Raw genomic sequence first — 25,213 nt, 5'->3', positions numbered from 1 at the left:
CCCGCTGTTCCCTTCTGTCTCCGCGAGCATCGAGAGCCCCCGCCCTTCCGGGCGGGGGGCTCTTCTCGTGCTCAGCGGGTGAACAGGGGCTCGCCCGGCGCGGCGGCGTCGGCCGGCAGCAGTGCCAGATCCAGTCCGCGCACCAGGCGGGCGCGCAGGACCTCGTCGACCGCCAGCAGCTCCGCGACCCGGCGGGCCGCTTCGGCGGGGTCCGCGCCGGGGGCGAGGACGAGGGCGAGGGTGCCGTCGGCTTGGCCGGGGCCGAGGTGGGCGCGGAGCACCGCGGGCTCGGCGGCGACCGCGTTCCGCACCGCCGAGGTGACGGCCGGGTCGTCCAGCGGGTCGGCGCTGGTGCGGCCCTCGGCGAGGGCGAGCAGTGCGGGGCCGGTCAGCTCGAAGGCGACCGGGCCGGCGAGATCGAGGACGACCGTGTCCGCCTTCTCGTGCGCGGCGGCCTGCAGCGCCTGGTGCAGGGGTACGGCGACGGGACGTGCCTGCGGGTCCCAGAGGGCCAGTGAGGCGGTCGAGGTGAAGGCGGGCAGGGCCCGGCGGTCCCCCGCCCGGAGGGTGGGGACAGCCATGTCGCTGGTCTTCTCGCGACGCAGCCCGCCCGCCCGTCGCCCACCATCACCCTTGCCGGACGCTCCGCGGCTCCCCTCATCGTCCTCCTCCACCTCCCCCAGTACCGCGACGACCGGGACCAGGAGCCGGGTGCCTTTGAGGGCTTCGAGTACCGGGCCGACGGCCTTGCGGTCCTCGGCCCAGGCGGCCAGCGCCTCGGTCAGTGCCGGGTCGGCCGTGCCGTCGTCGTCGGAGTATCCGGGGTCCGGAATGTTCTTCTGCGCCACAGGGCGAGCGTAGTGCCTGGGCTTTCCCGCCCCGCCGACAGGTCGGCATCGGCCGGTCCCCGCGGCCGGGTCCGTATCGTCGGTCCCTGCGACGAGGAGTGAGGAGCGGCCGGTGGATCTCGACGCGGCACTGGCCGCGGCGGTGGAGCCGCTGCTGACCGACGCGGGTGGGGCGAGGGTGTCGGCCGCCGCGCTGGACACCGGGAGCGGGGCGCGGGCGGCCTGCGGGGGCGGCTCGTTCGACACCGCCAGCATCGTCAAGGTGGACATGGTCGCGGCGCTGCTGCTGCTCGCCCAGGACGAGCAGCGCGCGCTCACCGCCGTCGAGCACGACCGTGCCACCGCCGTGATCGAGCGGAGCGACAACGCCTCCGCCACCGCACTGCTGCGGGCCGTCGGCGGCCCGGAGGCGCTCGACGCGGCCCATGCGCGTCTGGGCCTGACCGGGACGACGGCAGCGCACGCGTGGGGGCTGACCCGGACCACGGCGGCGGACCAACTGGCCTTGCTGCGGGCGGTGTTCGGCACGGATTCGGAGCTCAGCGAGGACTCCCGCGCGTATCTGCGCGGGCTGATGGAGCGGGTCGAGGCCGGTCAGCGGTGGGGTGTGTCGGCGGCCGGCGGCGACTGGGCCCTGAAGAACGGCAGGATGCCACGGACGACGACCGGGGCTCTGGGACATCAACAGCATCGGGCGGGTCCGGGCCGGCGCGCGCACCTGTCTGCTGGCGGTGCTCTCGGACGGGCACCGGACGAAGGAATCGGGGATCGCGCTGGTCGAGGCGGTGGCGAGGGCCGCGGTGGGAGCGCTCGGCGCCGCGCGGTGAGCGGGTGCGGCGGTCAGCCCCGTGCGGCGGCCGGACCTCGGCCCCTGCCGCGCCAGAGCACCACGGCCAGGGCCAGCAGCACCGCTCCGAGGCCGCCCGCGCCGGCGGCAAGCCAGCCCGCGGGGCTGCTCTCCTGGCGCTCGGGGGTGGGGCCGGTACCGAAGTACCGCTTCCGGTAGCCGGTCTCGGCGGATTCGGCGCGCAGACCGGCGGGGCGGAGTGCGGCTCCGGCCTCGATCGCCGCCGCGGGGTCGACGATCCCGTACCCCCGGGCGTCGTCCCGGCCGGACGCCGGGGCGCTGCGGGCGGTGTCCGTGAGGAGCTTCTTGATCTGGGCGGGGGTCAGTTCCGGGTGCGCGGCGCGGACCAGCGCGACCGCGCCCGAGACGAACGCGGAGGCGGCGGAGGTGCCCCACTCCACGTAGTACTGGTGGTCGGGCGCGGCGACGACGATGTCGACCCCGGGGGCGCTGACGGTGGCGTACCAGCGGCGGGTGGAGAACGCGGCGTGGGTGCCGTACCGGTCGACGGCGGCGACCGCGATCACACCGGGGTAGGCGGCGGGGTACGAGATGTGGTCGCCCTTCTCGCCGCCGTTGCCGGCGGAGGCGACGACGACGGCGCCCTTCTTCAGCGCGTGCTGGATGGCGGCGTCCTCGCCCGGTTCGGGGTGCGCGGACTTGCTGTCGTCGCCGAGGGAGAGGTTGATGACGTCGGCGCCGTGGTCGGCGGCCCAGCGGATGCCGTCGGCGAGGGCCGTGCCGCGTGACTCCCGGGCCTTGGCGCGGGCCGGGTCGGAGGCTTCGAGGATGACCCGCACCGGGAGGATCTTCGCTTCGGGCGCGATGCCGAGCACTCCGTCGTCGCGCCCCGCTCCATGGCCGTGACCGGCGATGATGCCCGCCATGGCGGTGCCGTGCCGGGCCCAGGAGCGGTCGCCGCGGCGGGCGCCGAAGCCGATCATGTCCTTGCCGGGCAGCACCTGGCCGGCCAGGTCGGGGAGGCTGCCGTCGACCCCGGTGTCGACGACGGCGACGGTGATTCCGCGGCCCTTGGTGGTCTGCCACGCCTTGGCGGTGTGGATCGCCTGGAGGCCCCACTGCTGGTCCCGGATGGCGTCGGCCCTGGCCGGCGCCGCGGGCAGGAGCGCGAACGCGGTGGCGGCACAGACCGCGCCCAGGGCGCGGTGGCGGCGGCTGCGGCGGCTCATTCCGGCTTCTCCGTGAGGTCGGTGACGGTCCGGCGCAGGCCGCGCTCGATCCGGTCGGCAATGCCCTTGGCCTCGTGGCCGAGCCCGGCCTGGGCGGCGGCCGTCGTGGCGTTCGCAGCCATGGCCCGGTCGGCGGGCTGCGGGTCGGTGACGGTGCGCCCGTCGGCGAAGCCGGACACGGCGAACACGACGACGGGCACCTCGGTCAGTACGTGGACCGTCCAGCTGGCGCGCTGCCGGTCACCGAATCCGGCGGCGGCCGTGCCCTTGACGGGGTGGGTACGGGGCATCAGGTCGGTGCGCCGGCCGAGGTGCTGGCCGGTGAAGCGGGTGCTCAGCGCCTTCATCGCCGCGGCGTCGCCCTCGGTGAAGATCACCCCGACCGTGGTGACGCTGCTGGTGGTGGCGTCGGTGTAGGTGGCGCGGAGCAGGCGCTCGCAGCCGACCGGGCCGAGCGTCCTGGCCAGCAGCGGGTCCAGGGCCGCCCGGCAGCCGCCGTCCGGGGCGACGGCGATCCGGGTCCAGATCCGGTCGGCGCCGCCGGGGCCCGCTCCGTCGCCCTTCAGCGTGCGGGGGAAGAGGGTGTCCACGGGGACGCTGTGCCAGGCGGAGCGGCCCACGGTGTAGGCGCTGTGGGCGGCGGCGTCGGCCGAGGAGTCGCTGGTGAGCCAGGCGCCGGTGGCCGCGCCGCCGATCAGTCCGAGCCCGAGCACGACACACACCGCGGCGGTCGCGGTCCTGGCGGGGTGCCGGGTACGGATCGGGCGCAGCCGGGTGGTGGTCTCGGCGGGTGTTTCGGGGTGGGGTGCACGGTACGGCTGCGGCTGCGGCTGCCGGTACGGGACGTGGGCCCGCCCGGCCGGTGGCGGGGCGGCTCCCGGGCGCGGGGTGAGGTCCACGGCGCCGACGGGCCGCCGACGGGTCGCCGCGGGTGGCTGCTCGGGGCGCGGCGGGGCGGGAGGCGGAGTGGTGGGAGGCGGGCTGACGGCCGGTGCGGCGGCCGCGGGGGCCGGGGGCACGGGGCGGAGCCGGGCCGTGGTCTCCACAGGCGGGGCGGGGGCCGCGGGCGGCGGTGTGTCCGGGCGTTCGGGAACGGGTGCGCCCGCGGAGGCCGCCGCCAAGTCCTGCGTTGGGGGCGGTGTTGGCGGGGTCGTGGGGCGGGGCGGGACAGGAGCACGCTGCGCCTCGGTACTCATCCGCCCCCCTGGTCCCATTCCGTACCGTGCGCGGATCGACGTCACAGGCAGGCCCGTTGGTTGCCGCGTCCCGTCACTCTACGGGGTGGGAGGCCCCCGGCGGGAGCCAGCCGTCCCGCCCTGGACGATCTGTACAGATCATCCCCCTACCCAGCGGTACGGACGTCTGGCAAGCTGCGGCCATGACTGCCCGTGCCGCTGACCGGACCCGTTACAACCGGGCCACCGCCCATCTGGACGCCCCGATCGCCATCGTCGATCTCGACGCGTTCGACGCCAATGCCGACGATCTCGTCCGCCGCGCGGCCGGGAAGCCGATACGGGTGGCGAGCAAGTCGGTGCGGTGCCGGGCGCTGCTGGAACGGGTGCTCGCGCGGCCCGGCTTCGCCGGGATCATGTCGTTCACGCTGGCGGAGTCGCTGTGGCTGGCGCGGGCCGGGTTCGAGGACGTACTGCTCGCCTATCCGACGGCCGACCGGGCCGCCCTCGCCGAGCTGGCCGCCGATCCGAAGCTGGCCGCCGCGGTGACGGTGATGGTCGACGACCACGCCCAGCTTGAGCTGATCGACGCGGCGCGGGCGGGTGGCCGCGAGGAGATCCGGGTCTGCCTGGAGCTGGACACCTCGCTCCAGCTGCTCGGCGGCCGGGTCCGGGTCGGCGCCCTGCGTTCCCCGCTGCGCTCCCCCGCCCAACTCGCGGAGCTGGCACGCTCGGTGGCGCGGCGGCCGGGATTCCGGCTGGTGGGCCTGATGGCGTACGAAGGTCATGTCGCCGGGGTCGGGGACGCGGTCGCGGGCCGGCCGCTGCGCTCCCGGGCGGTCCGGCTGATGCAATCCGCGGCCCGGCGGGAACTGGCCGTGCGACGCGCCGAGGTGGTGCGCGCGGTACGGGCGGTGGCGCCGGACCTGGAGTTCGTGAACGGCGGCGGCACGGGCAGCGTGCAGCACACGGCCGCCGAGCGTGCGGTGACCGAGATCGCGGCCGGGTCGGGGCTCTACGTACCGAGGCTGTTCGACAACTACACGTCGTTCACGGCCCGTCCGGCGGCACTGTTCGCCCATCCCGTGGTGCGCCGGCCGGGTGTGGGGGTGGTGACGGTCCTCGGTGGCGGCTATCCGGCGTCCGGCCCCGCGGGCGCGGACCGGCTGCCCGTCCCGTATCTGCCGGAGGGACTGCGCTACGACCCGCAGGAGGGGCCGGGCGAGGTGCAGACCCCGCTGCTCGGTGCCCCGGCCGACGATCTGCTGATCGGCGACAAGGTCTGGTTCCGGCACGCGAAGGCCGGTGAACTGTGCGAGCGCTTCGACGAGTTGCAGCTGATCGAGGGCGACCGGGTGACGGCGACCGTGCCGACGTACCGGGGCGAGGGCCGTACGTTCCTCTGAGCGGGGCGGCCCGGGTCAGGGCGCGATCGAGCTGCCCGCGCCACCGCTCGTCGCGCTGTCGCCGATCGGCCGGATCCCCTTGGTGATGGTGTCCATGAGCGAGAGCGGCGGTCCGTCGGGGCCCGCGTCGAAGGCGCAGCGCACGATGATCAGCGCTTCACTGCCGATCGTGGACGGGAAGACGAGCGACTGCACGTAACCGCCGGGCCCCTCGGCCGTGTTGACACGCCAGCGCACCTGGTAGCCGGTGCGCCCGGCGACGCTCACGGACCCGGAGTCGAGCTGCTTGTGGGACGTGATGCCGCCGTGGATCCGGTCGCCGACGATGTTCTTCTCGTAGGCGCTGTCGGCGGCGGTGGCGATGTCCTGCTTGGCGAGCTCCTCGGGGGAGGTGATGTCCGTGGCGCTCGCGATGCGGCTGGTGACCGTGGCGTGGTAGCAGAAGTCGGAGGAGCTGCCGGGGCAGTCGTAGGAGTCGACGGTGCGCATGGTGAGGACCTTTTCAACGGTCCTGCCGGGTTTCTCCCAGCCGTCGGGGATCGGCAGTGTGATGCCGTTGAGCTGGTCGACGAGGACCTTCGGGTCGTCCTCGGCCGGTGAGTCGCCGGGCGACGGGGTGGCCGTCGCGGTGGGGGTGGCCGGGGGTGCGGAGCTGCTCGGGCCGGCCTCGGGCCGCGTACCGCTGTCGTCCCTGCCCAGCAGGACGGTTCCGGTGACGGCGGCGCCGACGACGATCAGGCCGGCCACGGCGAGCGCGACGATCCTGGTGCCGCCCCCGTCGGCGGTGGTGCCGGTGCCGGATGCGGCGGCGACCGGCTCGGGCGGGCCGAAGCCCTGGGGTGCCGGGGCCGCCGGGCGGGTGAGCGCGGTCCACGCCGTGCCGTCCCACCAGCGCTCGGTGCCCGGTGCCTCGGCGTCCGGGTACCAGCCGGGCGGTGTCACGTTGCTCATTCCCCCACTCTAGGGTTCGGTCACCGGCCCGGACCCGGCGATTGACAGTCTGTCCGAATCGTCCGCAGAGGGGTGCCCGGTCCGCCGGGGGATGCTCCGTTCCGGGCCGGCCGCAGGACTTAAGGTGTGAGTGTCAACCATTGTTGGCCGACCAGTGACCGGGGAAGGGGAACGGGCCGTGGCCGGGGAGAGCGAGTTCATCGACCGCCTGATGCCCGTGCTGCGGCCGGTCCGGGCGGGGAACGGCTTCGAGGAGGCCCTGGAGCAGATCCTCCAGGTGGTCAGGCTGGGGCTGGTGCCGGGCGGCGGGCGGCTGCCGGCCGAACGCGACCTCTCCGAGCTGCTGGGGATCAGCAGGGTCACCCTGCGCGAGGTGCTGAAGGTCCTGCAGGACCAGGGGTTGGTGGAGAGCAGGCGCGGCCGGTACGGCGGCACGTTCGTGCTGCTGCGCACCGACAGCCCCGGCGAGGACGAGCTGCGCCGGAGGGTGGCGTCCGTCGACATCGAGGACGTGCTGCGCTTCCGCGAGGTGCTGGAGGCCGGAGCGGCCGAGCTGTGCGCCGCGCGGGGGCTCGACGGCGAGGGCGCGGACCGGCTGCGCGCCGCCCTGACGGCGACGCACGAGGCACCGCTCCAGGACTACCGCAGGCGCGACACCCTGTTCCATCTGACCCTGGCCGAACTCTCCGGGTCCGCCTCGCTCACCACGCAGTACGCGGCCGTCCGGGCCACCCTGAACGACCTGCTGGACTGCATCCCGCTGCTCGTACGGAACCTGGAGCATTCGCAGCACCAGCACACCAGCCTCGTCGAGGCGGTCCTCGACGGGGACGGGGAGGCCGCGCGCGCGGTGATGCGCGAGCACTGCGCCGGTACGGCCGCGCTGCTGCGCGGTTTCCTGACCTGAGCCCGGAGCACACGGAAGACGCAAAGGTCTGCTCCGTCACCATTGGCACCTTATGTCCGTGGGGTGGCCTCAAGGAGCCCTGTGGCCGAGCCTCCCCCGCAGCCAGCGGAGCGCCGCAGCGCCCTGGGCACGCTGGAAGGCCCGGAGCGTCGGCAGGCCGGGCGGGGCCGGCTTCAGCGAACTCGCTACGAAGTAGCCGGTCAGCGCGGCGAGTACGGCCGTGACTCCTGCCGGATCGGCGTCCCGGCCCAGCGGGTGGGTGGTGAAGACGGTCTCCGGATCGGGGCCGCCCTGTGCCGCCACGCACGGCAGCATCGTCAGCAGGTCGAACCAGGGGGCGGCCCTCAGCGCGTGGGGCCAGTCGACGAAGACCACCCGCTCGTCCGTGAGCAGGATGTTGTCGGCCCGCAGGTCGCTGTGGGCGAGGCTGTCCCCGGCGGCCGGTTCCTCCCAGCCCGATTCCAGCTCCGCGAGCAGGCCGAGATTGCGGGCCGCCCACGGGTCGAGCCGGCTCGTGTCCCCCTCGGCCGGCAGGGTCCGCCAGCCGGTGAACATCCTGGCCTTGCGGACGGCTGCGGCGGGCGCGTCGAACGGCGCCGGGGTCAGGGCGGTGCCCAGCTCACCGACCGCCGCCAGGACCCGGTCCAGCTCGGCGGGTTCCCAGGGGATGCGGGGCTGGCGGCCGTCGATGTCCTGGAGCACGAGGGCGACCAGGGTGCCGTCGTCGTACGAACCGAGCAGCCTGGGCGCGGGGGTGCCGGGCGGGAGCGCCGCGGTGTGCCGGGCCTCGGCCCGGTGCAGGTCCGGGCTGCTGGGGTTCGTCTCGGCGCTCACCGCCTTGACGAAGGCGCGCCGCCCGTCCGCGAGCCGGACGCGGGCGGCCACGCCCGGCGAGAACCCGCCGCTCTGGCTGCGCGCCTCGACGACACGGGCGCCGAGGATGTCCTCGACGGCGCTCCGGACAAGAGCGGGGAGGCCGGCCCAGTGGTGGCGGACGCCGGTGGCGGGTGGAGCGATCACATCCATCCGCGCATCCTTGGCCACGGAGCCGGGCACCCGCCAGCGGTTTTGCCGGGGCGTACGGGACCTCACGGACGCGCCCGGCCGTCCCTCGCGGTCAGTGACAGCAGGTCGCGGGCCGGTCCCGTCGGGCGGTGGCCGGAGGGCCAGACCGCGCGGAGCTGGCGTCGCAGGCGCACTCCGGCGACCGGGACCTTGATCAGGCGCCGCGAGGACAGCTCCTCGCCGAGCGCCAGTTCGCTCAGGACGCACGGTCCGGCGCCGCTCTCCGCCGCTCCCTTCACCGCGGTCGTGGAGGAGAGTTCGAGCAGCGGCTGGGCGAGGCCGCCGTGCACGGCGAGGGCGGCGTCCAGGACCTGGCGGGTGCCGGAGCCCTGCTCGCGCAGGATCAGCGGGGCCGCGGCCAGTTCCTGCGGGGTGAGGGGGGTGAGGCGGCGGGCCCAGGCGTGGGACGGGGCGACCACGACGACGAGGCGGTCATGGGCGATGACCGTGCCGTCGAGCCCCTCCGGCACGGACAGGCCCTCCACGAATCCGAGGTCGGCCTCGCCGGCCAGCAGCCGGCCCGCGACCGCCGCCGAGTTCCCGGCGAGCAGCGAGACCGCCGTGTCCGGCCGTTCGGCGCGCAGCGCTATCAGCCAGCCGGGCAGCAGGTACTCGGCGATGGTCATGGAGGCGGCGACCCGCAGCCTGGAGTCGCGCCGGTCGCGCAGCGCCTGGGCGCCCGCGTCGAACGCCTCGGCGGCTTCGACGATCCTGCGCGCCCAGTCGGTGACCAGCGCGCCCGCGTCGGTGAGCCGGGAGCCGCGCGGTGAGCGGTCCAGCAGGGCCACGCCGAGCTGCCGTTCCATGGAGCGGATGCGGCTGCTGGCGGCGGGCTGGGTGACGCCGGTCTCCCGGGCCGCGCGTCCCAGGCTGCCGTGCCGGGCGACGGCGAGCAGGAGTTCCAGCGCTCCGAGGTCGGGGATCCGGTGGGAGAGAGGGACATGCGCTTCGCCGGTCATAAATCCACCTTATGACCTCATAGATGTGGACTCCCTGGTGGGGCCCGGCCCCCGCCGAGAAAATCGTGGCATGGCCATCTTTCCGCAGACCCAGCAGTCCCCGGTCCCGCTCCCTGCCGCCGAGCGGCTGCCTTCCCTGCGGTATCTCGGCCCCAACTGGTACGCCGCCGTCATGGGCACCTCGATCGTCGCGAGCGCGGGTGTCGCGCTGCCCGTGCACGTCCCGGGGCTTCGGATGGCCTGCACGGTGGTGTGGGTGCTGGCGGTGGTGGCGCTCGTCGCGGTGCTGGTGGCCCGCACCGGGCACTGGGTCGCCCATCGCGACCAGGCCCGCAGCCATCTGCTCGACCCGGCCGTGGCCCCGTTCTACGGCTGTCTGTCGATGGCCCTGCTGGCCGTCGGCGGCTCGACGATGGTGGTCGGCCAGGATGTCATCGGGCACCGGGCCGCTCTCGCCCTGGACGTGGTGCTGTACACGGCGGGCACGCTGATCGGGCTGGCCGCCGCGGTCGCGATCCCGTATCTGATGGTCGTACGCCACCGGATCGAGCCCGGCACCGCGTCGCCGGTGTGGCTGCTGCCGTTGGTGGCCCCGATGGTCTCCGCGGCTCTCGGTCCGCTGCTGGTGCCGGAACTGCCGGCCGGTCAGTGGCGGGAGGCGATGCTGCTGGCCTGCTACGCGATGTTCGGCCTGAGTCTGCTGGCCACGCTGGTGATGCTGCCGTTGATCTTCGCCCGGCTCGTCCACCGGGGGCCGCTGCCGCTCGCGCTGACGCCCACGCTGTTCCTGGTCCTCGGCCCGCTGGGGCAGTCGACGACCGCGGTCAATCAGCTCGCCGATGTGGCGCCGGGTGCGATCGGGGCGCCGTACGCCTCGGGGCTCGGGGTGTTCGCCGTGGTGTACGGGGTGCCGGTGATGGGTTTCGCGCTGCTGTGGCTGACTCTGGCCGTCGCGCTGGTGGTGCGGGCCGCGCGGAACGGCATGACCTTCGGCATGACGTGGTGGGGCTTCACCTTCCCGGTCGGTACCTGTGTCACGGGCGCCGCGGGTCTGGCCCGGCACACCGGTCTCACGGCACTCACCTGGCTGGCCGTCGCGCTGTACGTGCTGCTGGTGGCGGCCTGGGCGGTGGCCGGGGTACGGACGCTGCGCGGGCTGTTCAGCGGAGCGCTGCTCGCAGCACCGCAGGCGCCCGCACCAGTGACGGCCCGTACCACGTGAGGTACCGCCCGTCGACGAGCGCGGCGGGCAGTGCGGGGAAAGCCTCGGGCCCGTCGTCCGCGGTGAAGCGGTACGGCTCGTCGGGCAGCACCACCAGGCCGGCGCCCGCCGCGTTGAGCACGTCGAGCGGGATACGGGGATAGCGCTCGGCGTGGTCCGCGTAGACGTTCTCGACGCCGAGCCTGGCCAGCAGGTCCCCGGCGAAGGTGTCGCGGCCCAGCACCATCCAGGGCCTGCGCCAGATCGGCACGATCGCGCGGCGGGGCGCACGGGGCGGCGGCAGTGCGGCCCAGGCCGCCTCGGCCTCGTCCAGCCAGCGCGGCCCGGACCGGCCGCAGGCGGCCAGGACACGTCCGAGCTCCGCGAACGCCTGGTCGAGGGTGCGGACCTCGGTGACCAGCACCTCGGTACCGGCGGCCCGGAGCGCCGCGAGGTCGGCCTCGCGGTTCTCCTCCTCGTTGGCGACGACGAGATCCGGCCGGAGCGCGAGCACCGCGGCCACGTCGGGATTCTTGGTCCCGCCGATCCGGGCGGCGGTCAGGCCGGCCGGGTGGGTGCACCAGTCGGTGACCCCGACCAGCAGTCCGGGCGCGGTCACCGCGACGGCCTCGGTGAGCGAGGGGACCAGGGAGACGACTCGCACGGCGGCCCCCGCTCAGCGGCGCGGGTCGTAGGTGGCGTCGATGTGCTCGGCGACCGCGACGACCAGCAGCCTCGTGCCGGGCACCGTGGCCCGCCAGCGGTGCCGCACCCCGCCGGACAGGAAGAGGGTGTCGCCCTGCTCCAGCCGGTACGCCTGCCCTTCGGCCTCCACTTCGACGGCGCCCTGCGCCACGTACATCACCTCGTCGTTCCGGTGCTGGAACTCGCGCCGGAGATCGAGCTCCCCGGTGAACTCCAGGGCGCTGAGCTGATGGCGTCCACGCACCACCCTGCGTACCCCGTCGCCCTCGCCGGCGCGCACCACGTCGACGGCGCGCGCCGAGTCCGCGGCGGCGCGCAGCCGTGCCGTGGTGGTCTCCAGCGCTTCGGCGACCCGGTCCAGGGACCGGGCGCTGGGCCTGGCCCGCTCGTTCTCGATCTGGCTGAGGAACGGTACGGACAGACCACTGCGGCCGGCGACCGCGGCCAGTGTGAGTCCCAGGGTTCTGCGCCTTCGGCGGACCGCGGCGCCCACGCGGAGTGCTTCCTTCTCGTCCATGTCCGGCTCCCTCCCGACTCGTCATCCTTCCGGCTGCCAGCACATTACGCATACGGTTGCGCAAGGTCGTCCGGATGATGAACGTCCGGAAACCCGGAAAGGGCGGGCCCGCCGTCGGCGGTGCCCACCCTTTCCGGTGCTCCGGGTCCTGCGGGAGGCCCTACTGCGGGGCCATCTTGTCCACGATGCCCGGGTTCTTCTCCATCCAGGCCTTCACGGCCTCTTCCTCGTGGCCCGCGCCGCGCTTCTGGATCTGGTTCTCCAGGCCGGCGAGCTGGTCCTCGCTCAGCTTGAAGTCCTTGAACCACTTCGTCAGCTGCGGGTAGTTCTCCGGGAAGTCCTTTGACGCGATGGTGTGCAGCCGGTCGCCGTCGCCGAAGGCCTTCTCGGGGTCCTTCAGCTTGGTCATGCCGTACTCGCTGTACGCCCAGTGCGGGGTCCAGAGCAGCACCGCGACGGGCTCCTTCTTGGCGTACGCGCGCTTCAGCTCGGCGAGCATGCCGGGGGTCGAGGAGTCGACGACCTTGTACTCCTTGTCCAGGCCGTAGGCCGGCAGGACGTTCTTCTTCAGGTTCTCCATCGTGGCCGTGCCCGGCTCGATGCCGACGATCCGGCCCTTGAACTGCGAGCCCTTGCCCTTGAGGTCGGCGAGGGACTTGACGTCCTTCACGTAGGAGGGCACCGCGACCTCGATGGACGTCGGGCCGTACCACGAACCGAGGTCGCTCAGCTGCGAGCCGTACTTCTCCCAGTAGTTCTTCTGGGTGTAGGGCAGCCAGCCGTCGAACTGCACGTCGATCTGGCCGCGCGACATGGCGGTGTACATCGGGCCGACCTCGAACTGCTTGAGGTTGATCTTGTAACCGCGCTCCTCCAGGACCGCCTTCCACAGGTACGTGGCGGCGATGTCCTCCTCCCAGGGGAACCAGGCCATCTCGACGGCGCGGTCGCGCTCGTCCTTGCCGTTCGCGCCCTTGGCCGTGCCGGCCCCGGCGACCGGGGTCCACTTGTCGGCGACGCCCGGATTGGCCTTCAGCCAGGTGCGGACCGCCTCCTGCTCCTTGCCGGAGCCGGACTTCTGGATCTGCGCCTCAAGGCTGGTGAGCTGGTCCTCGCTCATCTTGAAGTTCTTGAGCCAGCTGCCGACCTCGGGGTTGTCGGCGGAGAAGCCCTTGCGGGCCAGGGTGTGGATGCCGTCGCCCTTGCCCCAGAGGTTCTTGGGGTCCTTGAGCTTGGTGAGCTCGAACTGGTTGTAGGCCCAGTGCGGCGACCAGAGCGGAACGACGATCGGTTCCTTCTTGGCGTACGCGCGCTTCAGCTCGGCCAGCATCGACGGCGTGGAGCCGTCGACGACCTTGTACTCCTTGTCCAGGCCATAGCCCGGAAGGATCTTGTCCTTGAGCAGGCCCGTCTCGCCGGCGCTCGGCTCGATGCCGACGATCCGGCCCTTGAACTGTGAGCCCTTGCCCTTGAGGTCCTCCAGCGACCGGACGTCCTTCACGTACGAGGGGACGGCCAGCTCCAGCGAGGTGGGGCCGTACCAGGAGCCCATGTCCTCCAGGCGGTCCTGGTACTTCTTCCAGTAGCTGGCGTGGGTGACCGGGAGCCAGGAGTCGGTCTCGAAGTCGATCTGGCCGTTGGCCATGCCGGTGTAGAGCGCGCCGGCCTCGTACTGCTTGACGTCGACCTCGAAGCCGCGCCGTTCCAGCATCTCCTTCCAGAGGAAGGTGGAGGCGATGCCCTCGTCCCACGGGATGTAACCCATGCTGATCTTCTTGCCCGCGCCGATGTCCGAACCGTCGGCGGTGCTCTCGCCCTTGTCCGGGCCGGAGGAGCCGAAGATGCCCAGGGCGCCCGCGACGAGCGCGAGGACGACGACGCCGGAGATCGCGACGACGGGCTGCGGGCGGTGGTTCCAGATCTTGAATCCGCCGGCCATCGCCTGCGCCCTGGCGAGCGCGCGGCGGGCGAGCGGGGAGACCTCGCGGCCGAGCGCGCCGGTCATCCGGTCCAGGTACATCGCCACGATGACGATGGAGATGCCCGCCTCGAAGCCGAGACCGACGTCCACGTTGCCGATGGCCCGGTACACGGCGCCGCCGAGGCCGCCGCCGCCGACCATGCCGGCGATGACCACCATGGACAGGCCCAGCATGATGACCTGGTTGATGCCCGCCATGATCGTGGGCAGGGCCAGCGGCAGCTGGACCCGCAGCAGGGTGTTGCGCTTGGTGGTGCCGAAGGCCTCGGCAGCCTCGACGAGCTCGCTGTCGACCTGGCGGATGCCGAGTTCGGTCATCCGGACGCCCGGAGGCAGCGAGAAGATGATGGTGGCGATGATGCCGGGCACCACGCCGACGCCGAAGAAGATGACGCCGGGGATCAGATAGACCATGGCGGGCATGGTCTGCATGAAGTCCAGGACCGGCCGGGTCACCGCGCTGACGGTCTTGGAGCGGGACGCCCAGATCCCCAGCGGTACGGCCAGCACCAGCGCGATGATGGTGGCGACGAGCACCAGGGTGAGGGTGTCCATCGCTTCGTCCCACAGCTCGACGGAGTCGATGACGGCGAAGCCGACGAAGGCGAGCACACCGGCGAGCAGGCCGCGCAGCCACCAGGCGATGACCGCGACGATGCCCGCGAAGAGCAGCGGGGCGGGGGCGGAGAGCACGGCGGCGATGCCGTCGAACATATTGCTGACGATCGAGCTGATCGCGTCGAACAGCCAGGCCAGATGGGTCTGGAGCCAGTCGACGGCGGAGTCGACCCAGTCGCCGAGAGGGAGCCTAAACACTGGCCACCTTCTTCGTGCCGACCGTGCCGGGCCTGACGTCCTGCGGGGCCTCGGCGGGGGTCATCGGCTCACCGAGGACGGCGAGCAGCCGGGCGCGCGGTACGACACCGACGAGCTCGCCCTCGGCGTCGGTCACGGCGACCGCGACACCGCTCTGCGAGCAGGGCGTGAAGAGCTCGATGATCGGCGTGGACTCGGTGACGGTGGCCGGGGCGGCGGCGAGCACGTCGGCCGGGGTGCGCAGTTCCTTGCCGTCCTCCGTGCTGCTGCCCAGGACGGTGTGCGGCTCGGCCATGATGGCGCCCGCGGTCAGCACCCTGGTCCGGTCGACGTCCTGGGTGAAGGAGGCGACGTAGTCGTTGGCCGGGGTGACGAGGATGTCCTCGGCGGTACCGAGCTGGACTATCTTCCCGTCGCGCATCACGGCGATGCGGTCGCCGAGGCGCATGGCCTCGTTGAGGTCGTGGGTGATGAAGACGATGGTCTTCTTCAGCCGCTTCTGCAGTTCGAGCAGCTGGTCCTGCATGTCGCGGCGGATCAGCGGGTCGAGCGCGCTGAAGGACTCGTCCATCAGCAGCAGGTCGGCGTCGGTGGCCAGGGCGCGGGCCAGGCCGACACGCTGCTGCATGCCGCCGGACAGCTCGTCGGGCCAGGACTTCTCCCAGCCGGCGAGGCCGGTCAGCTCCAGCGCCTCGGCGGCGCGCTTCTCGCGCTCGGCACGCGGGACGCCCTGGACCTCCAGGCCGTACGCGGCGTTCTCCAGCACACTGCGGTGGGGGAAGAGCGCGAAGTGCTGGAAGACCATGCTGATCTTGGAGGACCGGACGTGGCGCAGTTCGGCGGGGCTCAGGGCGGTCAGGTCCTGGCCGTCGAAGAGCACGCGTCCGGCGGTGGGCTCCAGAAGTCCGTTGAGCATGCGCAGCAACGTGGACTTCCCGGACCCGGACAGACCCATCACGACGAAGATCTGTCCCGGTTCGACGGTGAACGAGGCGTCGATCACCGCTGCGGTCGTTCCGTCGGCGCGCAGCTCGTCGCGGTCCGCGCCGCCTTCGAGTTTCTGCACGGCTTGATCGGGTCGTCTGCCGAACACTTTGTACAAGCGTTCAGCTTGCAGCCTTGACACATACACCTCGCGGGTTGAACCGAAAAACGGTCTGCCACCCCCTCCGGCAGACCGTGGAGCGGCGCGGATTCGGTCCGCATGGCACGCACACCGGTTGAAACCGGTACGTGATCCGCTCCGGCTGCGCGCCTGCCCCCGCTTACACGACCCAAACACAAGAGTGATCCAGGTCACATGTGAACGGATGATTGCAGCCACCCGTCCCCCTTGGTCACGCGCCCTCGCGGCCGGTGTCCGCGACGGCCGGTGTCGGTGGTGTGCGGCATCATCGGGGTGTGACGCGACGCCTGATGCTCCTCGACACCGCTTCCCTCTACTACCGCGCCTACTTCGGGGTCCCCGACTCGGTACGCGCCCCGGACGGGACACCCGTCAACGCCGTGCGCGGGCTGCTCGACTTCATCGGGCGGCTGGTGCAGGACCACCGGCCGGACGACCTGGTCGCCTGCATGGACGCGGACTGGCGGCCCCACTGGCGGGTCGAGCTGATCCCCTCGTACAAGGCGCACCGGGTCGCGGTGGAGACCGCCGAGGGCCTGCCCGACGAGGAGGAGACCCCGGACACCCTGGCCCCGCAGGTGCCGGTCATCGAGGAGGTGCTCGACGCCCTCGGCATCGCCCGGGTCGGCGTCGCGGGCTACGAGGCCGACGACGTGATCGGCACGCTCACCGGCCTGGCCGCCGGCCCCGTGGACATCGTCACCGGCGACCGGGACCTCTACCAGCTGGTCGACGACGCGCGCGGGGTGCGGGTGCTCTACCCGCTGAAGGGCGTCGGCTCGCTCCAGCTGACGGACGAGGCGTGGCTGCGGGAGAAGTACGGGGTGGACGGCTCCGGCTATGCCGATCTGGCCCTGCTGCGCGGCGACCCGAGCGACGGGCTGCCGGGCGTCCCCGGCATCGGCGAGAAGACCGCGGCGAAGCTGCTCGACACCTTCGGCGATCTGGCCGGGATCATGGCCGCCGTCGACGACCCGAAGGCCAAACTGACACCGTCGCAGCGCAAGCGGCTCGACGAGGCACGGGAGTACGTGGCCGTCGCGCCGAAGGTGGTCCGGGTCGCCGGTGACGTACCCCTGCCGGAGTTCGACCCCGCGCTGCCCGCCGGGCCGCGCGATCCCGCCACCCTCGAAGCCCTCGCGAAGCGGTGGGGACTGGGCGGTGCGCTCCAGCGCCTGCTCTCCACTCTGCGCGACTGAGATGCTAGCTTAGGTAAGCCTAAGCACATCGGAGCAGGGAGAACCTCGTGGCAGAACGACCGGCACGGCAGGCACCCAAGGCGCAGGGGGCCCACGTGGTGCGCACCGAGCGGATCACCCCGCACATGGTGCGCGTGGTGCTGGGCGGCGCGGGCCTGGCCGGCTTCGGGCTCTCCGGGTTCACCGATCACTACGTCAAGCTCTGCTTCGCCCCCGAGGGCGCCGACTACGCGCACCCCTTCGACATGGCCCGCATCCGCGAGGAGCAGCCCCGGGAGCTGTGGCCCACGACCCGTACGTACACGGTGCGTTCCTGGGATCCGGTCGCCCGCGAGCTGGCGATCGACTTCGTGGTCCACGGCGACGAGGGCCTTGCCGGGCCCTGGGCGATGCGGGCGGTCCCGGGCGAGCAGGTGACCTTCCTGGGCCCGGGCGGCGGCTACGGCCCGGACACCTCGGCGGACTGGCACCTCCTGGCGGGCGACGAGAGCGCGCTGCCGGCCGTCGCGGCGGCCCTGGAGCAGATGCCGGCGGGCGCGGTGGTGCACGCGTTCGTCGAGGTGGCGGACGCGGCGGAGGAGCAGAAGATCGTGACGCCCGACGGCGTCGAGGTCACCTGGCTGCACCGCGGGGAGCGCCCGGTCGGCGAGGCGCTGACCGCGGCCGTGAAGGAGCTGGAGTTCCCCGCGGGCGAGGTCCAGGCGTTCGTCCACGGCGAGGCGGGTTTCGTGAAGGAGATCCGCCGCCATCTGCGCCTGGAGCGCAAGATCCCGCTCGACCGGCTGTCCATCTCGGGCTACTGGCGGCTCGGTCAGAACGACGACGCCTGGCGCTCGGTCAAGCGCGAGTGGAACGCACAGGTGGAGCGCGAGCAGGAGAGCGCCGCGTAACACCGGATCGCCCCCGTACGCCCCGGCCGGCGGCCGGGGCGTACGCGCGTCCGGGGCACTGAATCACCCCTCGGCGCCGCGCGGCTCCGCCCCGTCGCCGCCCGGACCGGCCCCGTCGCCGTCGTACATCCGCGCGGAGGCGTCCGCCTGCGCGAGCCGTCGCAGCGCGCCGAACATGGCCTCCCCCAGCACCGTGCCCACCACCACGCTCTCCACCAGGTCCTCGCGCGCCACCCGCCGTCCCACGTAGTCGAGGTCGGCCCTCGCGACCGGTTCGGCGGCAGCCGCGTAGTCGTCGAGCAGCTCGACGAACCCCCCGTGGCCGGCCCGCCGCAGCGCGACGATCACCTCGGCCAGGGACTCGCCCGCCGGACCGTGCGCCTCGGCCCGCCAGCCGCGCCGCTTCAGCAGCGCCGCCACCTCTTCGCGGGCGTCCTCCGACTCGGGCCCCGGCTCGTCCCGTTGCGGCGGGGTGAGACGTTTCGCCGCGACACCCAGCACCTTGTGCACCGGCTGTGCCGGATCCTCGACTGCCCTCAGCACATCACCGATGGCAGCCAGCGAGAGCCCGCCGACATCGAGCAGGGCGCGGATCAGCCGCAGCCTGCGTTCATGACCCGAGTCGTAGCTCGCCTGGTTCGGGCTGGTCAACTTCCCTGCGGGCAGCAGCCCTTCACGCACATAGAACTTGATCGTCGGCACCGGAACCCCGGACCTGTTGCTCAACTCGCCGATGCGCACCGCGTGTTCTCCCTTCCGCCCTTGCCAATCCCCCGACCCATCATAGATAGTTCCGCTATCGGATAGCGGGAAGTGCTGCTATCCATAATCTCCGAGGGGTCCTCATGTCTTCGTGGCGTTCCTGGCATCGGCCATTGGTCCTCTTCACCGCGGCGATGGCCGTCATGACGGTCGTCTCGGCCATCGGCCTCATAGCCGACGACCGGGTCCTGGCGGGCGCGGCGATATGGTTCAAACCATTCAAATTCGCGGTCTCGTTCGTCGTGTACGCGCTCGCCCTCGCCTGGATGCTGACGCTGGTCATCCGTGGCCGGCGCATCGGCTGGTGGGCCGGGACCGTGGTCGCGCTGTCCAGCCTGGTCGAGATGGCGATCATCACCGGGCAGGTGATCCGCGGGAAGCGGAGCCACTTCAACCACGCCACCCCGTTCGACGAGACGCTGTTCAGCGCGATGGCCGTCACCGTCGTCATCCTGTGGACCGGCACACTGGTCATCGCGATCCTGCTGCTGCGCGCCCGTATCACCGACCGCGCCTCCGCCTGGGCGATCCGCTCCGGCGTGCTGCTCACCCTGGTGGGCGCCGGATTCGGTTTCCTGATGACTCAGCCCACCCCCGAACAGCGGGCGGCCGGGATCCTGGACACCGCCGATGTGATCGGCGCGCACACCGTCGGCGTACCGGACGGCGGCCCGTCGATGCCGCTGACCGGCTGGTCCACGACCGGCGGCGATCTGCGCATCCCGCACTTCATCGGGATGCACGCGCTCCAGCTGCTGCCGCTCTTCCTGGTCGCACTGGTCTGCCTGGCCCCGCGCTTCCCGCGGCTGCGCGACCCGCGGGTCCGGCTGCGGCTGGTGCTGGTGGCCTCCGGGACGTACGCGGCGGTCGTCGCGCTGGTCACCTGGCAGGCGCTGCGCGGCCAGCCGCTGATCCACCCGGACGGTGCGACGCTCGGCGCCGCCGCCCTGATCGTGGTCGCGAGCGCCGTCGCCGCCTGCTTCTGGGCGCTGAGGCCTGCTCCCGTACAGCAGCGGCCCTATTCGCACCACGGCTCCGGTGCCGGTCCCGATTCCGGTTCCGATTTCGATTCCGATTCCGATCGCAGCCAGAAGGAGCTTCTGTCATGACCGGTGCACTCTTCGAGCTCTCGTTCTTCCTGGCGGCTCCGTTCTGGCTGCTGATGATCCTGGCGCCCAACTGGCGCCCCACGGCACGCATCGCCGCTTCGCCGCTCACCGTTCTGCCGGTGCTGGTGCTCTACCTGGTCATGGCCGTGCCCGTCTTCCCCGAGCTCTGGGACGCGGTGCGCAGCCCCGACATCGACACCTTCCGCGATCTGATGGCGCTGGCGAACGGGGCCGGGGCGATCTGGGCGCAGGTGATCGCCTGGGATCTGCTGCTGGGCCAGTGGATGTTCCTGGAAGGGCGCCGGCTGGGGATCTCCCCGCTGGTGATGGGGCCGTTGCTGGTGCTGACGATCCTGCTCTCGCCGTTCGGGCTGCTGGTCTTCCTCGCGCTGAGGGCGGTACTGAAGCCGAGGACCCGGCCCGGGGATTCGGTCCCGGACCGGGTCGATGGTGCGACGCTGCCGTAGGCGCGCGCGTCAGACGGACTTCTGGTACGAGCGGAACGTACGGGTCGACAGCCCGACCGCCACCACCGCGAGAACCAGAAGGGCTCCCCCGCGACCGAGCACCACACCCCGGTCCGGGTCGCCGTTCAACGCCGAACGGCCCGCCACCATCGCCCAGTTGACAGGTTTGAAGTCGGCGATGCGCCGCATCCACGACGGCATCCGGCCCGGGGCCATGAAGGAGGAGGAGAGGAAGGTCAGCGGCAGCAGGAGGAAGGTGTTGATGCCGCTGATCGACTCCGCGCCGGCGCACCAGCATCCCCAGGGCGTTGGAGAGCGCGCCGAAGACCGTACCGAGCAGCACCGAGGCGACGACCAGGATCAGCAGTCCGCCCGCGCCGCCCGGGTAGGCAGCTCCGGCGGCCCAGGCAGATCACCGGCTGGACCAGGGAGATCGCCAGAAAGATCGGCTGCCGGACGATCCCCATGAGCTGACGCTGAGTCAAGTATCAGGTCTGGGCAAGTGCTCGGCTGCTCATCGGTTGCCTCCGGCGGCGGTGAGGACGGGGGTCTGCCGGGCCGACGCGGCTTCGGCCTCGGCGAAGCCGCGTCCGGCGTAGCGCAGATGGACGTCGTCGAGGGAGGGGTGGGCCACGGTGACGGCGGCGACCACCGCGCCGGCTCAGACGCGTCAACCACGATGCATCGCGAATTTCGGGAGGCGTGGAAGGATCTCGCGCACCGACCCATCCGCGCTGCCGTCGGTCCCGGATCACCTCGGAGAGCCGATGCGCGGTCAGGGAGGAAGCCCGCGTGAAGGAAGCCCTGTACATCAGCGGAGCGCCGTCGGCGGGGCCCGATCTCCAGGAACTGCTCGGGCTGGTCGCCCGGGGCGACCAGGAAGCCTTCGCCGCGGTGTACGAGACGGTGAGCGGGCCCGTCCTCGGGCTCGTACGGAACGTGCTGCGCGATCGTGCCCAGTCGGAGGAGGTCGCGCAGGAAGTCCTGGTCGAGGTGTGGCGGTCGGCCGCTCGCTTCCGGGCCTCCCGGGGCAGCGCGATGAGCTGGGTGCTGACCCTTGCTCACCGCCGGGCCGTGGACCGGGTGCGCTCGGCCGAGGCGTCGTCGGCCCGTGAGCACAGGGCGGCGCTGCTGGACCGTACGCCGGCCTTCGACCAGGTCACCGAGCAGGTGGAGACCCGGCTGGAGCGCGAACAGGTCCGCAGCTGCGTGCGGACGCTCTCCGAGTTGCAGCGCCAGTCCGTGACCCTCGCCTACTACCAGGGGCTGACCCAGCGCGAGGTGTCGGAGCTGCTCTCCGTACCGCTCGGGACGGTCAAGACACGGCTGCGCGACGGGCTGATCCGGCTGCGCGACTGCCTGGGGAGCAACGCATGAACGACGCCCGCATGACCTGCACCGGAAAGGACACACCTGCATGACCGTCTCCGTCGCACTGTTCACCTCCGACCTGCGGGTGCACGACAACCCGGTGCTGCGGGCCGCGGTACGGGACGCGGATGCCGTCGTTCCGCTGTTCGTACGCGACCGGGGCATCCACCGGGCCGGCTTCGACGTACCGAACCGGCGGGCGTTCCTCGCCGACTGCCTCGTCGACCTCGACGAGGCTCTGCGCCGCCGCGGCGGACGGCTCGTCGTCCGGGACGGCGACGTGGTGGCCGCCGCCCGTGCCGTGGCCGTGGAGACCGGTGCGCGGAGTCTGCACGTCGCCGGCGGGGTGAGCGGGTACGCGACGCACCGCGAGAGCGGGCTGCGTACGGCTCTCGCGGCGGTCGGCTGCACCCTGCACGTCCACGACGCGGTGGTCACCGCGGTCGCCCCGGGCCGGGTCGTCCCGGCGGGCCGTGATCACTACGCGGTGTTCACGCCGTACTTGCGCCGTTGGGAGGAGGCGGGCGTACGGGGAACACTGGCCGCGCCCCGCGCGGTGCGGCTGCCGGACGGAGTGGAGTCGGGGCCGCTGCCGGGGCGGGCGGAGGTGGCCGGCGTCTCCCCCGGGCTCGCCGGGGGTGGCGAGTCTGCCGGACGCCGGCTGCTGTCGTCCTGGCTGCACGGCCCGCTGGCCGAGTACGAGAGTGGCCACGACGATCTGGCCGGTGACGCGACCTCCAGGCTCTCCCCCCACCTCCACTTCGGCTCTCTCTCGGCGGCCGAAGTGATCAACCGGGCGAGGGAGCGCGGTGGACCGGGCGCCGACGCGTTCGTGCGGCAGCTGGCGTGGCGGGACTTCCACCACCAGGTACTCGCCGCACGGCCGGACGCCGCCCGCGAGGACTACCGCACACGGCACGACCGCTGGCGGTCCGACGCGGACGAGATCGAGGCCTGGCGTGCGGGGCGCACCGGCTATCCGCTGGTCGACGCGGCGATGCGACAGCTGGCGTACGAGGGCTGGATGCACAACCGGGGCCGGATGCTCGTGGCCGGCTTCCTCACCAAGACGCTGTACGCGGACTGGCGAGTGGGTGCCCGGCACTTCCTGGACCTGCTGGTCGACGGTGACGTGGCGAACAATCAGCTCAACTGGCAGTGGATGGCGGGCACCGGCACCGACACCCGCCCCCACCGGGTCCTGAACCCGGTGGTCCAGGGCAAGCGCTTCGATCCGCACGGGGCCTATGTGCGCCGCTGGGTGCCGGAGCTCACGGAACTGGCGGACGGCGAGATCCACGAGCCGTGGAAGATCACCGGGTCGCGCCGGGCCGCGATCGACTACCCGGATCCGCTCGTCGGTCTGGCGGAGGCACGGGCCCGGTTCGAACGGGCACGCGGCCTGGACTGACCCGCCACCGATCGGGTGACGGACCAATCCGCCCGGCGCCGGGCGACGAATCCCGGTCGTGAGTGGAGATCGAGACGACGCACAGCGGACCGGGCCCACTCGGCCCCCGCGACCGGGCAGGACGCGCACCGCCCTCGCCGCGCTCAGCGGTCTGATCGCCGGGTTCTGCGCCCTGGCGGTCGCCGAGCTGGCCGCGGCTCCGGTACGTCCCGAGGCGGGCCCGGTCACGGCGGTGGGCGGTGCGGTGATCGACCGCGTTCCCCCGGTCGTGCGGGACTTCGCCGTACGGAACTTCGGCACCGCCGACAAGCCGGTGCTCCAGCTCGGGATCCTGATCCTTCTGGCGCTCTTCGCCATGGCGATCGGGGTGCTGGCGCTGCGGCACCGGCGGATGGGTTCGGCCGCCGTCCTGGTCTTCGGCCTGGTCGGGGCCGTGGCGGCGGCAGGGCGTCCGGAGGGCGTGCCGACCGACGCGCTGCCCTCGGTGGTGGGTGCCGCGGTGGCCGTCGCAGTGCTGTATCTGCTGGTCGGACGGCTCGTACCTGCGCCTCGTACCCCGGCCGGGGAGCGGGGCAAAGGGGCGGACGGCGGCTTCGACCGCCGGGGCTTCGTGGTCGCGGCCACCGCCACGGCGGCGGCCTCCGCCGGCGCGGGACTCCTGGGCCGGCGGCTCACCTCCTCCGTCCAGGCCGGAGCCTCCGCCTCCCGTCATGACCTGGTCCTCCCGGCACCGCGATCCGCCGCACCGGCGGTCCCGGCCGGAGCCGATCTGAAGATCCGGGGGCTGAGCCCGTTCATCACCCCGAACGAGGACTTCTACCGGGTGGACACGGCTCTGGTCGTGCCACGCGTCGACGCCGCTGCATGGCGGCTGAGGATCCATGGCAAGGGTGTGACGCGGCCCGTCACCGTCGGCCTCCACGACCTGCTGCGAAGGGAGGCCGTCGAACGCGACATCACCTTGGCCTGCGTGTCCAACGAGGTCGGCGGACCCTATGTCGGCAACGCCAGGTGGCTCGGCGTGCGGCTGGCCGATCTCTTGCGCGACGCCGGAGTGCGCCCCCCGTCGAAGGGCGGCCCCGCCGACCAGATCGTGGCGCGTTCCGTCGACGGCATGACGATCGGTACCCCGGTCGAGGAGGTCATGGACGGGCGCGACGCGATGCTGGCCTTCGGCATGAACGGCGAGCCGCTGCCCTTCGAGCACGGCTTCCCGGTCCGGATGGTCGTACCCGGCCTGTACGGATACGTCTCCGCCTGCAAGTGGATCGAGGACATCGAGCTGACGACGTTCGCCGCCTACGACGCCTACTGGGTCAGACGGGACTGGGCCCAGCAGGCACCGGTCAAGACCGAGTCACGGATCGACACCCCCCGCCCGCTCGCCTCCCCGAAGGCCGGCATCGTGCCGGTGGCCGGGGTCGCCTGGGCCCAGCACCGGGGCATCGCCCGGGTCGAGGTCCGGGTGGACGGCGGGGAGTGGCACATGGCCCGGCCGGCCGCCGCGGACACCCGGGACACCTGGCGCCAGTGGGTGTGGGAGTGGCCCGCGACGTCCGGCCGTCACACCCTCCAGGTCCGCGCCACCGACGGAACCGGCGCCACCCAGACCGGCGTTCGCACGGGCACCGTGCCCAATGGCGCGACCGGCTGGCACTCGGTGGTGGTCGACGTGTCCTGAACGGCGTACGGGGGTCCCATGCGGTTCCCACGGATTTCGCGGGCCTGGAATCTACACATAAGGGCGACATAAGCGCAGAATGACATTGCAGGCCGCTTATCGCACAGAAGTGGCGGGTTGGTCTGCAGGAGCGAAGGAGACGAACCCCATGTCAAACCTCTCGCACACCGGCCGTGACATGGCCAGTCACCCGGATGTTTCCGAAATGCGCGATCGCTATGCCCGCATGCTCGGTGGCCGCGATGTGGCCCTTGTCGACGCACCGGTGTTCCTCGTCGGTCTTTACTGCGCCATCTCGCCGTGGGTACTGCACTTCACGGCAAGTCAGCCCGCACTCGCGACGCACAACCTGATCATGGGTATCGCGATCGCCGCGCTGGGCCTCGGGTTCACCGCCATGCCGGAGCGCATGTACGGCCTGAGCTGGGCCATCTGTGCCATGGGTATCTGGACGATCCTCTCGACGTGGATCGTCGGCAGCAGCCCCGGCCTCGGCATCGTCCTCAGCAACGTCATCATCGGCGGTCTGACCGTGCTGCTGGGACTGGTCTGCGTGGCCGTGTCCATGAAGAGCGGCAAGCGCGCGGCCTGAGACAAGGGATCGCCCGGCGGAAGGGGATGCCCGGCCG

General features: G+C 72.4%; 23 protein-coding genes and 2 pseudogenes. 12 read left to right on the top strand and 13 right to left on the bottom strand.

Annotation, left to right across the window (positions count from 1 at the left end; all coding sequences use genetic code 11):
- Positions 1-71 precede the first annotated feature (71 nt).
- Positions 72-848, bottom strand: a complete 777-nt coding sequence (locus BT364_RS08170) for an SseB family protein (protein ID WP_072484437.1) — start codon at positions 846-848, stop codon at positions 72-74.
- 268 nt (positions 849-1,116) lie between these two features.
- Here BT364_RS08170 and BT364_RS44080 point away from each other — a divergent pair.
- Positions 1,117-1,443, top strand: a pseudogene (locus BT364_RS44080) (serine hydrolase); the annotation flags it as partial.
- A 245-nt stretch (positions 1,444-1,688) separates the two neighbouring features.
- Here the strand turns inward: BT364_RS44080 and mycP are convergent.
- On the bottom strand, positions 1,689-2,885 hold the full coding sequence (gene mycP / locus BT364_RS08160; protein ID WP_072484436.1) for a type VII secretion-associated serine protease mycosin: 1,197 nt from the start codon (positions 2,883-2,885) through the stop codon (positions 1,689-1,691).
- Positions 2,882-3,784: a hypothetical protein gene (locus tag BT364_RS08155; protein WP_072484591.1), complete on the bottom strand. Its 903-nt coding sequence runs from the start codon at positions 3,782-3,784 to the stop codon at positions 2,882-2,884. Before BT364_RS08155 ends, mycP begins: the two co-directional genes overlap by 4 nt.
- A gap of 479 nt (positions 3,785-4,263) precedes the next feature.
- On the opposite strand from BT364_RS08155, the gene BT364_RS08150 reads away from it, so the two are divergent.
- Positions 4,264-5,466: an amino acid deaminase/aldolase gene (locus tag BT364_RS08150; RefSeq protein WP_072484435.1), complete on the top strand. Its 1,203-nt coding sequence runs from the start codon at positions 4,264-4,266 to the stop codon at positions 5,464-5,466.
- Between the two features lie 15 nt (positions 5,467-5,481).
- Here the strand turns inward: BT364_RS08150 and BT364_RS08145 are convergent, their stop codons facing one another.
- The gene (locus BT364_RS08145) at positions 5,482-6,417 is read right to left on the bottom strand and encodes a DUF2510 domain-containing protein (protein WP_072484434.1); all 936 of its coding nucleotides are present in this window, start codon (positions 6,415-6,417) and stop codon (positions 5,482-5,484) included.
- Positions 6,418-6,628: 211 nt separating this feature from the next.
- On the opposite strand from BT364_RS08145, the gene BT364_RS08140 reads away from it, so the two are divergent.
- Positions 6,629-7,324, top strand: coding sequence for a FadR/GntR family transcriptional regulator (locus BT364_RS08140; protein WP_072484590.1), 696 nt, complete (start codon positions 6,629-6,631; stop codon positions 7,322-7,324).
- Between the two features lie 69 nt (positions 7,325-7,393).
- Here BT364_RS08140 and BT364_RS08135 read toward each other — a convergent pair whose 3' ends face one another.
- Both BT364_RS08135 and BT364_RS08130 read right to left on the bottom strand, forming a co-directional pair.
- A complete protein-coding gene (locus BT364_RS08135) occupies positions 7,394-8,350 on the bottom strand; it encodes an aminoglycoside phosphotransferase family protein (RefSeq protein ID WP_072484433.1) in 957 nt (318 codons plus the stop codon).
- A gap of 62 nt (positions 8,351-8,412) precedes the next feature.
- Complete coding sequence (locus tag BT364_RS08130) at positions 8,413-9,348, bottom strand: LysR family transcriptional regulator (protein WP_072484432.1); 936 nt, start codon at positions 9,346-9,348, stop codon at positions 8,413-8,415.
- Positions 9,349-9,418: 70 nt separating this feature from the next.
- On the opposite strand from BT364_RS08130, the gene BT364_RS08125 reads away from it, so the two are divergent.
- Entirely contained in the window at positions 9,419-10,570 is a 1,152-nt protein-coding gene (locus BT364_RS08125) for a TDT family transporter (RefSeq protein WP_072484431.1), read from the top strand.
- Here the strand turns inward: BT364_RS08125 and BT364_RS08120 are convergent.
- The 4 genes from BT364_RS08120 to BT364_RS08105 form a co-directional block, all read right to left on the bottom strand.
- A complete protein-coding gene (locus BT364_RS08120) occupies positions 10,509-11,213 on the bottom strand; it encodes a helical backbone metal receptor (protein WP_072484430.1) in 705 nt (234 codons plus the stop codon). The two genes, BT364_RS08125 and BT364_RS08120, sit on opposite strands and share 62 nt — an antisense overlap.
- A gap of 12 nt (positions 11,214-11,225) precedes the next feature.
- Positions 11,226-11,771 carry a helix-turn-helix domain-containing protein gene (locus tag BT364_RS08115; protein ID WP_072484429.1) on the bottom strand — a complete coding sequence of 182 codons (546 nt, stop codon included), beginning with the start codon at positions 11,769-11,771 and terminating at the stop codon, positions 11,226-11,228.
- Between the two features lie 160 nt (positions 11,772-11,931).
- Positions 11,932-14,568, bottom strand: a complete 2,637-nt coding sequence (locus tag BT364_RS08110; protein WP_072484428.1) for an ABC transporter permease/substrate binding protein — start codon at positions 14,566-14,568, stop codon at positions 11,932-11,934.
- Positions 14,561-15,634, bottom strand: a complete 1,074-nt coding sequence (locus BT364_RS08105) for a quaternary amine ABC transporter ATP-binding protein (protein WP_072484427.1) — start codon at positions 15,632-15,634, stop codon at positions 14,561-14,563. Before BT364_RS08105 ends, BT364_RS08110 begins: the two co-directional genes overlap by 8 nt.
- A gap of 350 nt (positions 15,635-15,984) precedes the next feature.
- Here BT364_RS08105 and BT364_RS08100 point away from each other — a divergent pair, with 350 nt between their 5' ends.
- Both BT364_RS08100 and BT364_RS08095 read left to right on the top strand, forming a co-directional pair.
- Positions 15,985-16,893, top strand: coding sequence for a 5'-3' exonuclease (locus tag BT364_RS08100; RefSeq protein WP_072484426.1), 909 nt, complete (start codon positions 15,985-15,987; stop codon positions 16,891-16,893).
- 47 nt (positions 16,894-16,940) lie between these two features.
- Positions 16,941-17,783 (top strand): siderophore-interacting protein, encoded by an 843-nt coding sequence (locus tag BT364_RS08095; RefSeq protein WP_072484425.1) that lies wholly within the window; start codon positions 16,941-16,943, stop codon positions 17,781-17,783.
- 63 nt (positions 17,784-17,846) lie between these two features.
- Here the strand turns inward: BT364_RS08095 and BT364_RS08090 are convergent, their stop codons facing one another.
- On the bottom strand, positions 17,847-18,524 hold the full coding sequence (locus tag BT364_RS08090; RefSeq protein ID WP_072484424.1) for a MerR family transcriptional regulator: 678 nt from the start codon (positions 18,522-18,524) through the stop codon (positions 17,847-17,849).
- Positions 18,525-18,679: 155 nt separating this feature from the next.
- Between BT364_RS08090 and BT364_RS08085 the strand changes: the two genes are divergently transcribed.
- Both BT364_RS08085 and BT364_RS08080 read left to right on the top strand, forming a co-directional pair.
- Positions 18,680-19,654 carry a hypothetical protein gene (locus BT364_RS08085; RefSeq protein ID WP_072484589.1) on the top strand — a complete coding sequence of 325 codons (975 nt, stop codon included), beginning with the start codon at positions 18,680-18,682 and terminating at the stop codon, positions 19,652-19,654.
- The gene (locus tag BT364_RS08080; RefSeq protein WP_072484423.1) at positions 19,651-20,121 is read left to right on the top strand and encodes an ABA4-like family protein; all 471 of its coding nucleotides are present in this window, start codon (positions 19,651-19,653) and stop codon (positions 20,119-20,121) included. Before BT364_RS08085 ends, BT364_RS08080 begins: the two co-directional genes overlap by 4 nt.
- Before the next feature lie 9 nt (positions 20,122-20,130).
- On the opposite strand, the pseudogene BT364_RS08075 reads toward BT364_RS08080, so the two are convergent.
- Positions 20,131-20,521 (bottom strand): annotated as a pseudogene (locus tag BT364_RS08075) (ABC transporter permease); the annotation flags it as partial.
- A 114-nt stretch (positions 20,522-20,635) separates the two neighbouring features.
- The gene (locus tag BT364_RS39890; RefSeq protein WP_371268358.1) at positions 20,636-20,773 is read right to left on the bottom strand and encodes a hypothetical protein; all 138 of its coding nucleotides are present in this window, start codon (positions 20,771-20,773) and stop codon (positions 20,636-20,638) included.
- Between the two features lie 140 nt (positions 20,774-20,913).
- On the opposite strand from BT364_RS39890, the gene BT364_RS08070 reads away from it, so the two are divergent.
- The 4 genes from BT364_RS08070 (at position 20,914) to BT364_RS08055 (ending at position 25,176) form a co-directional block, all read left to right on the top strand.
- Complete coding sequence (locus BT364_RS08070; RefSeq protein WP_072484422.1) at positions 20,914-21,498, top strand: sigma-70 family RNA polymerase sigma factor; 585 nt, start codon at positions 20,914-20,916, stop codon at positions 21,496-21,498.
- Between the two features lie 40 nt (positions 21,499-21,538).
- The gene (locus BT364_RS08065; RefSeq protein ID WP_072484421.1) at positions 21,539-22,903 is read left to right on the top strand and encodes a cryptochrome/photolyase family protein; all 1,365 of its coding nucleotides are present in this window, start codon (positions 21,539-21,541) and stop codon (positions 22,901-22,903) included.
- A gap of 58 nt (positions 22,904-22,961) precedes the next feature.
- Positions 22,962-24,584 carry a molybdopterin-dependent oxidoreductase gene (locus tag BT364_RS08060; RefSeq protein WP_177328060.1) on the top strand — a complete coding sequence of 541 codons (1,623 nt, stop codon included), beginning with the start codon at positions 22,962-22,964 and terminating at the stop codon, positions 24,582-24,584.
- Positions 24,585-24,732: 148 nt separating this feature from the next.
- Complete coding sequence (locus BT364_RS08055; RefSeq protein WP_072484420.1) at positions 24,733-25,176, top strand: SPW repeat protein; 444 nt, start codon at positions 24,733-24,735, stop codon at positions 25,174-25,176.
- Positions 25,177-25,213: the final 37 nt, after the last annotated feature.

The sequence above is a fragment of the Streptomyces atratus genome (assembly GCF_900119365.1).
Classification (GTDB): Bacteria; Actinomycetota; Actinomycetes; order Streptomycetales; family Streptomycetaceae; genus Streptomyces; species Streptomyces atratus_B.
Note: the sequence above shows the minus strand (reverse complement) of the source record. Positions and strands in the feature narration are given on the sequence as shown.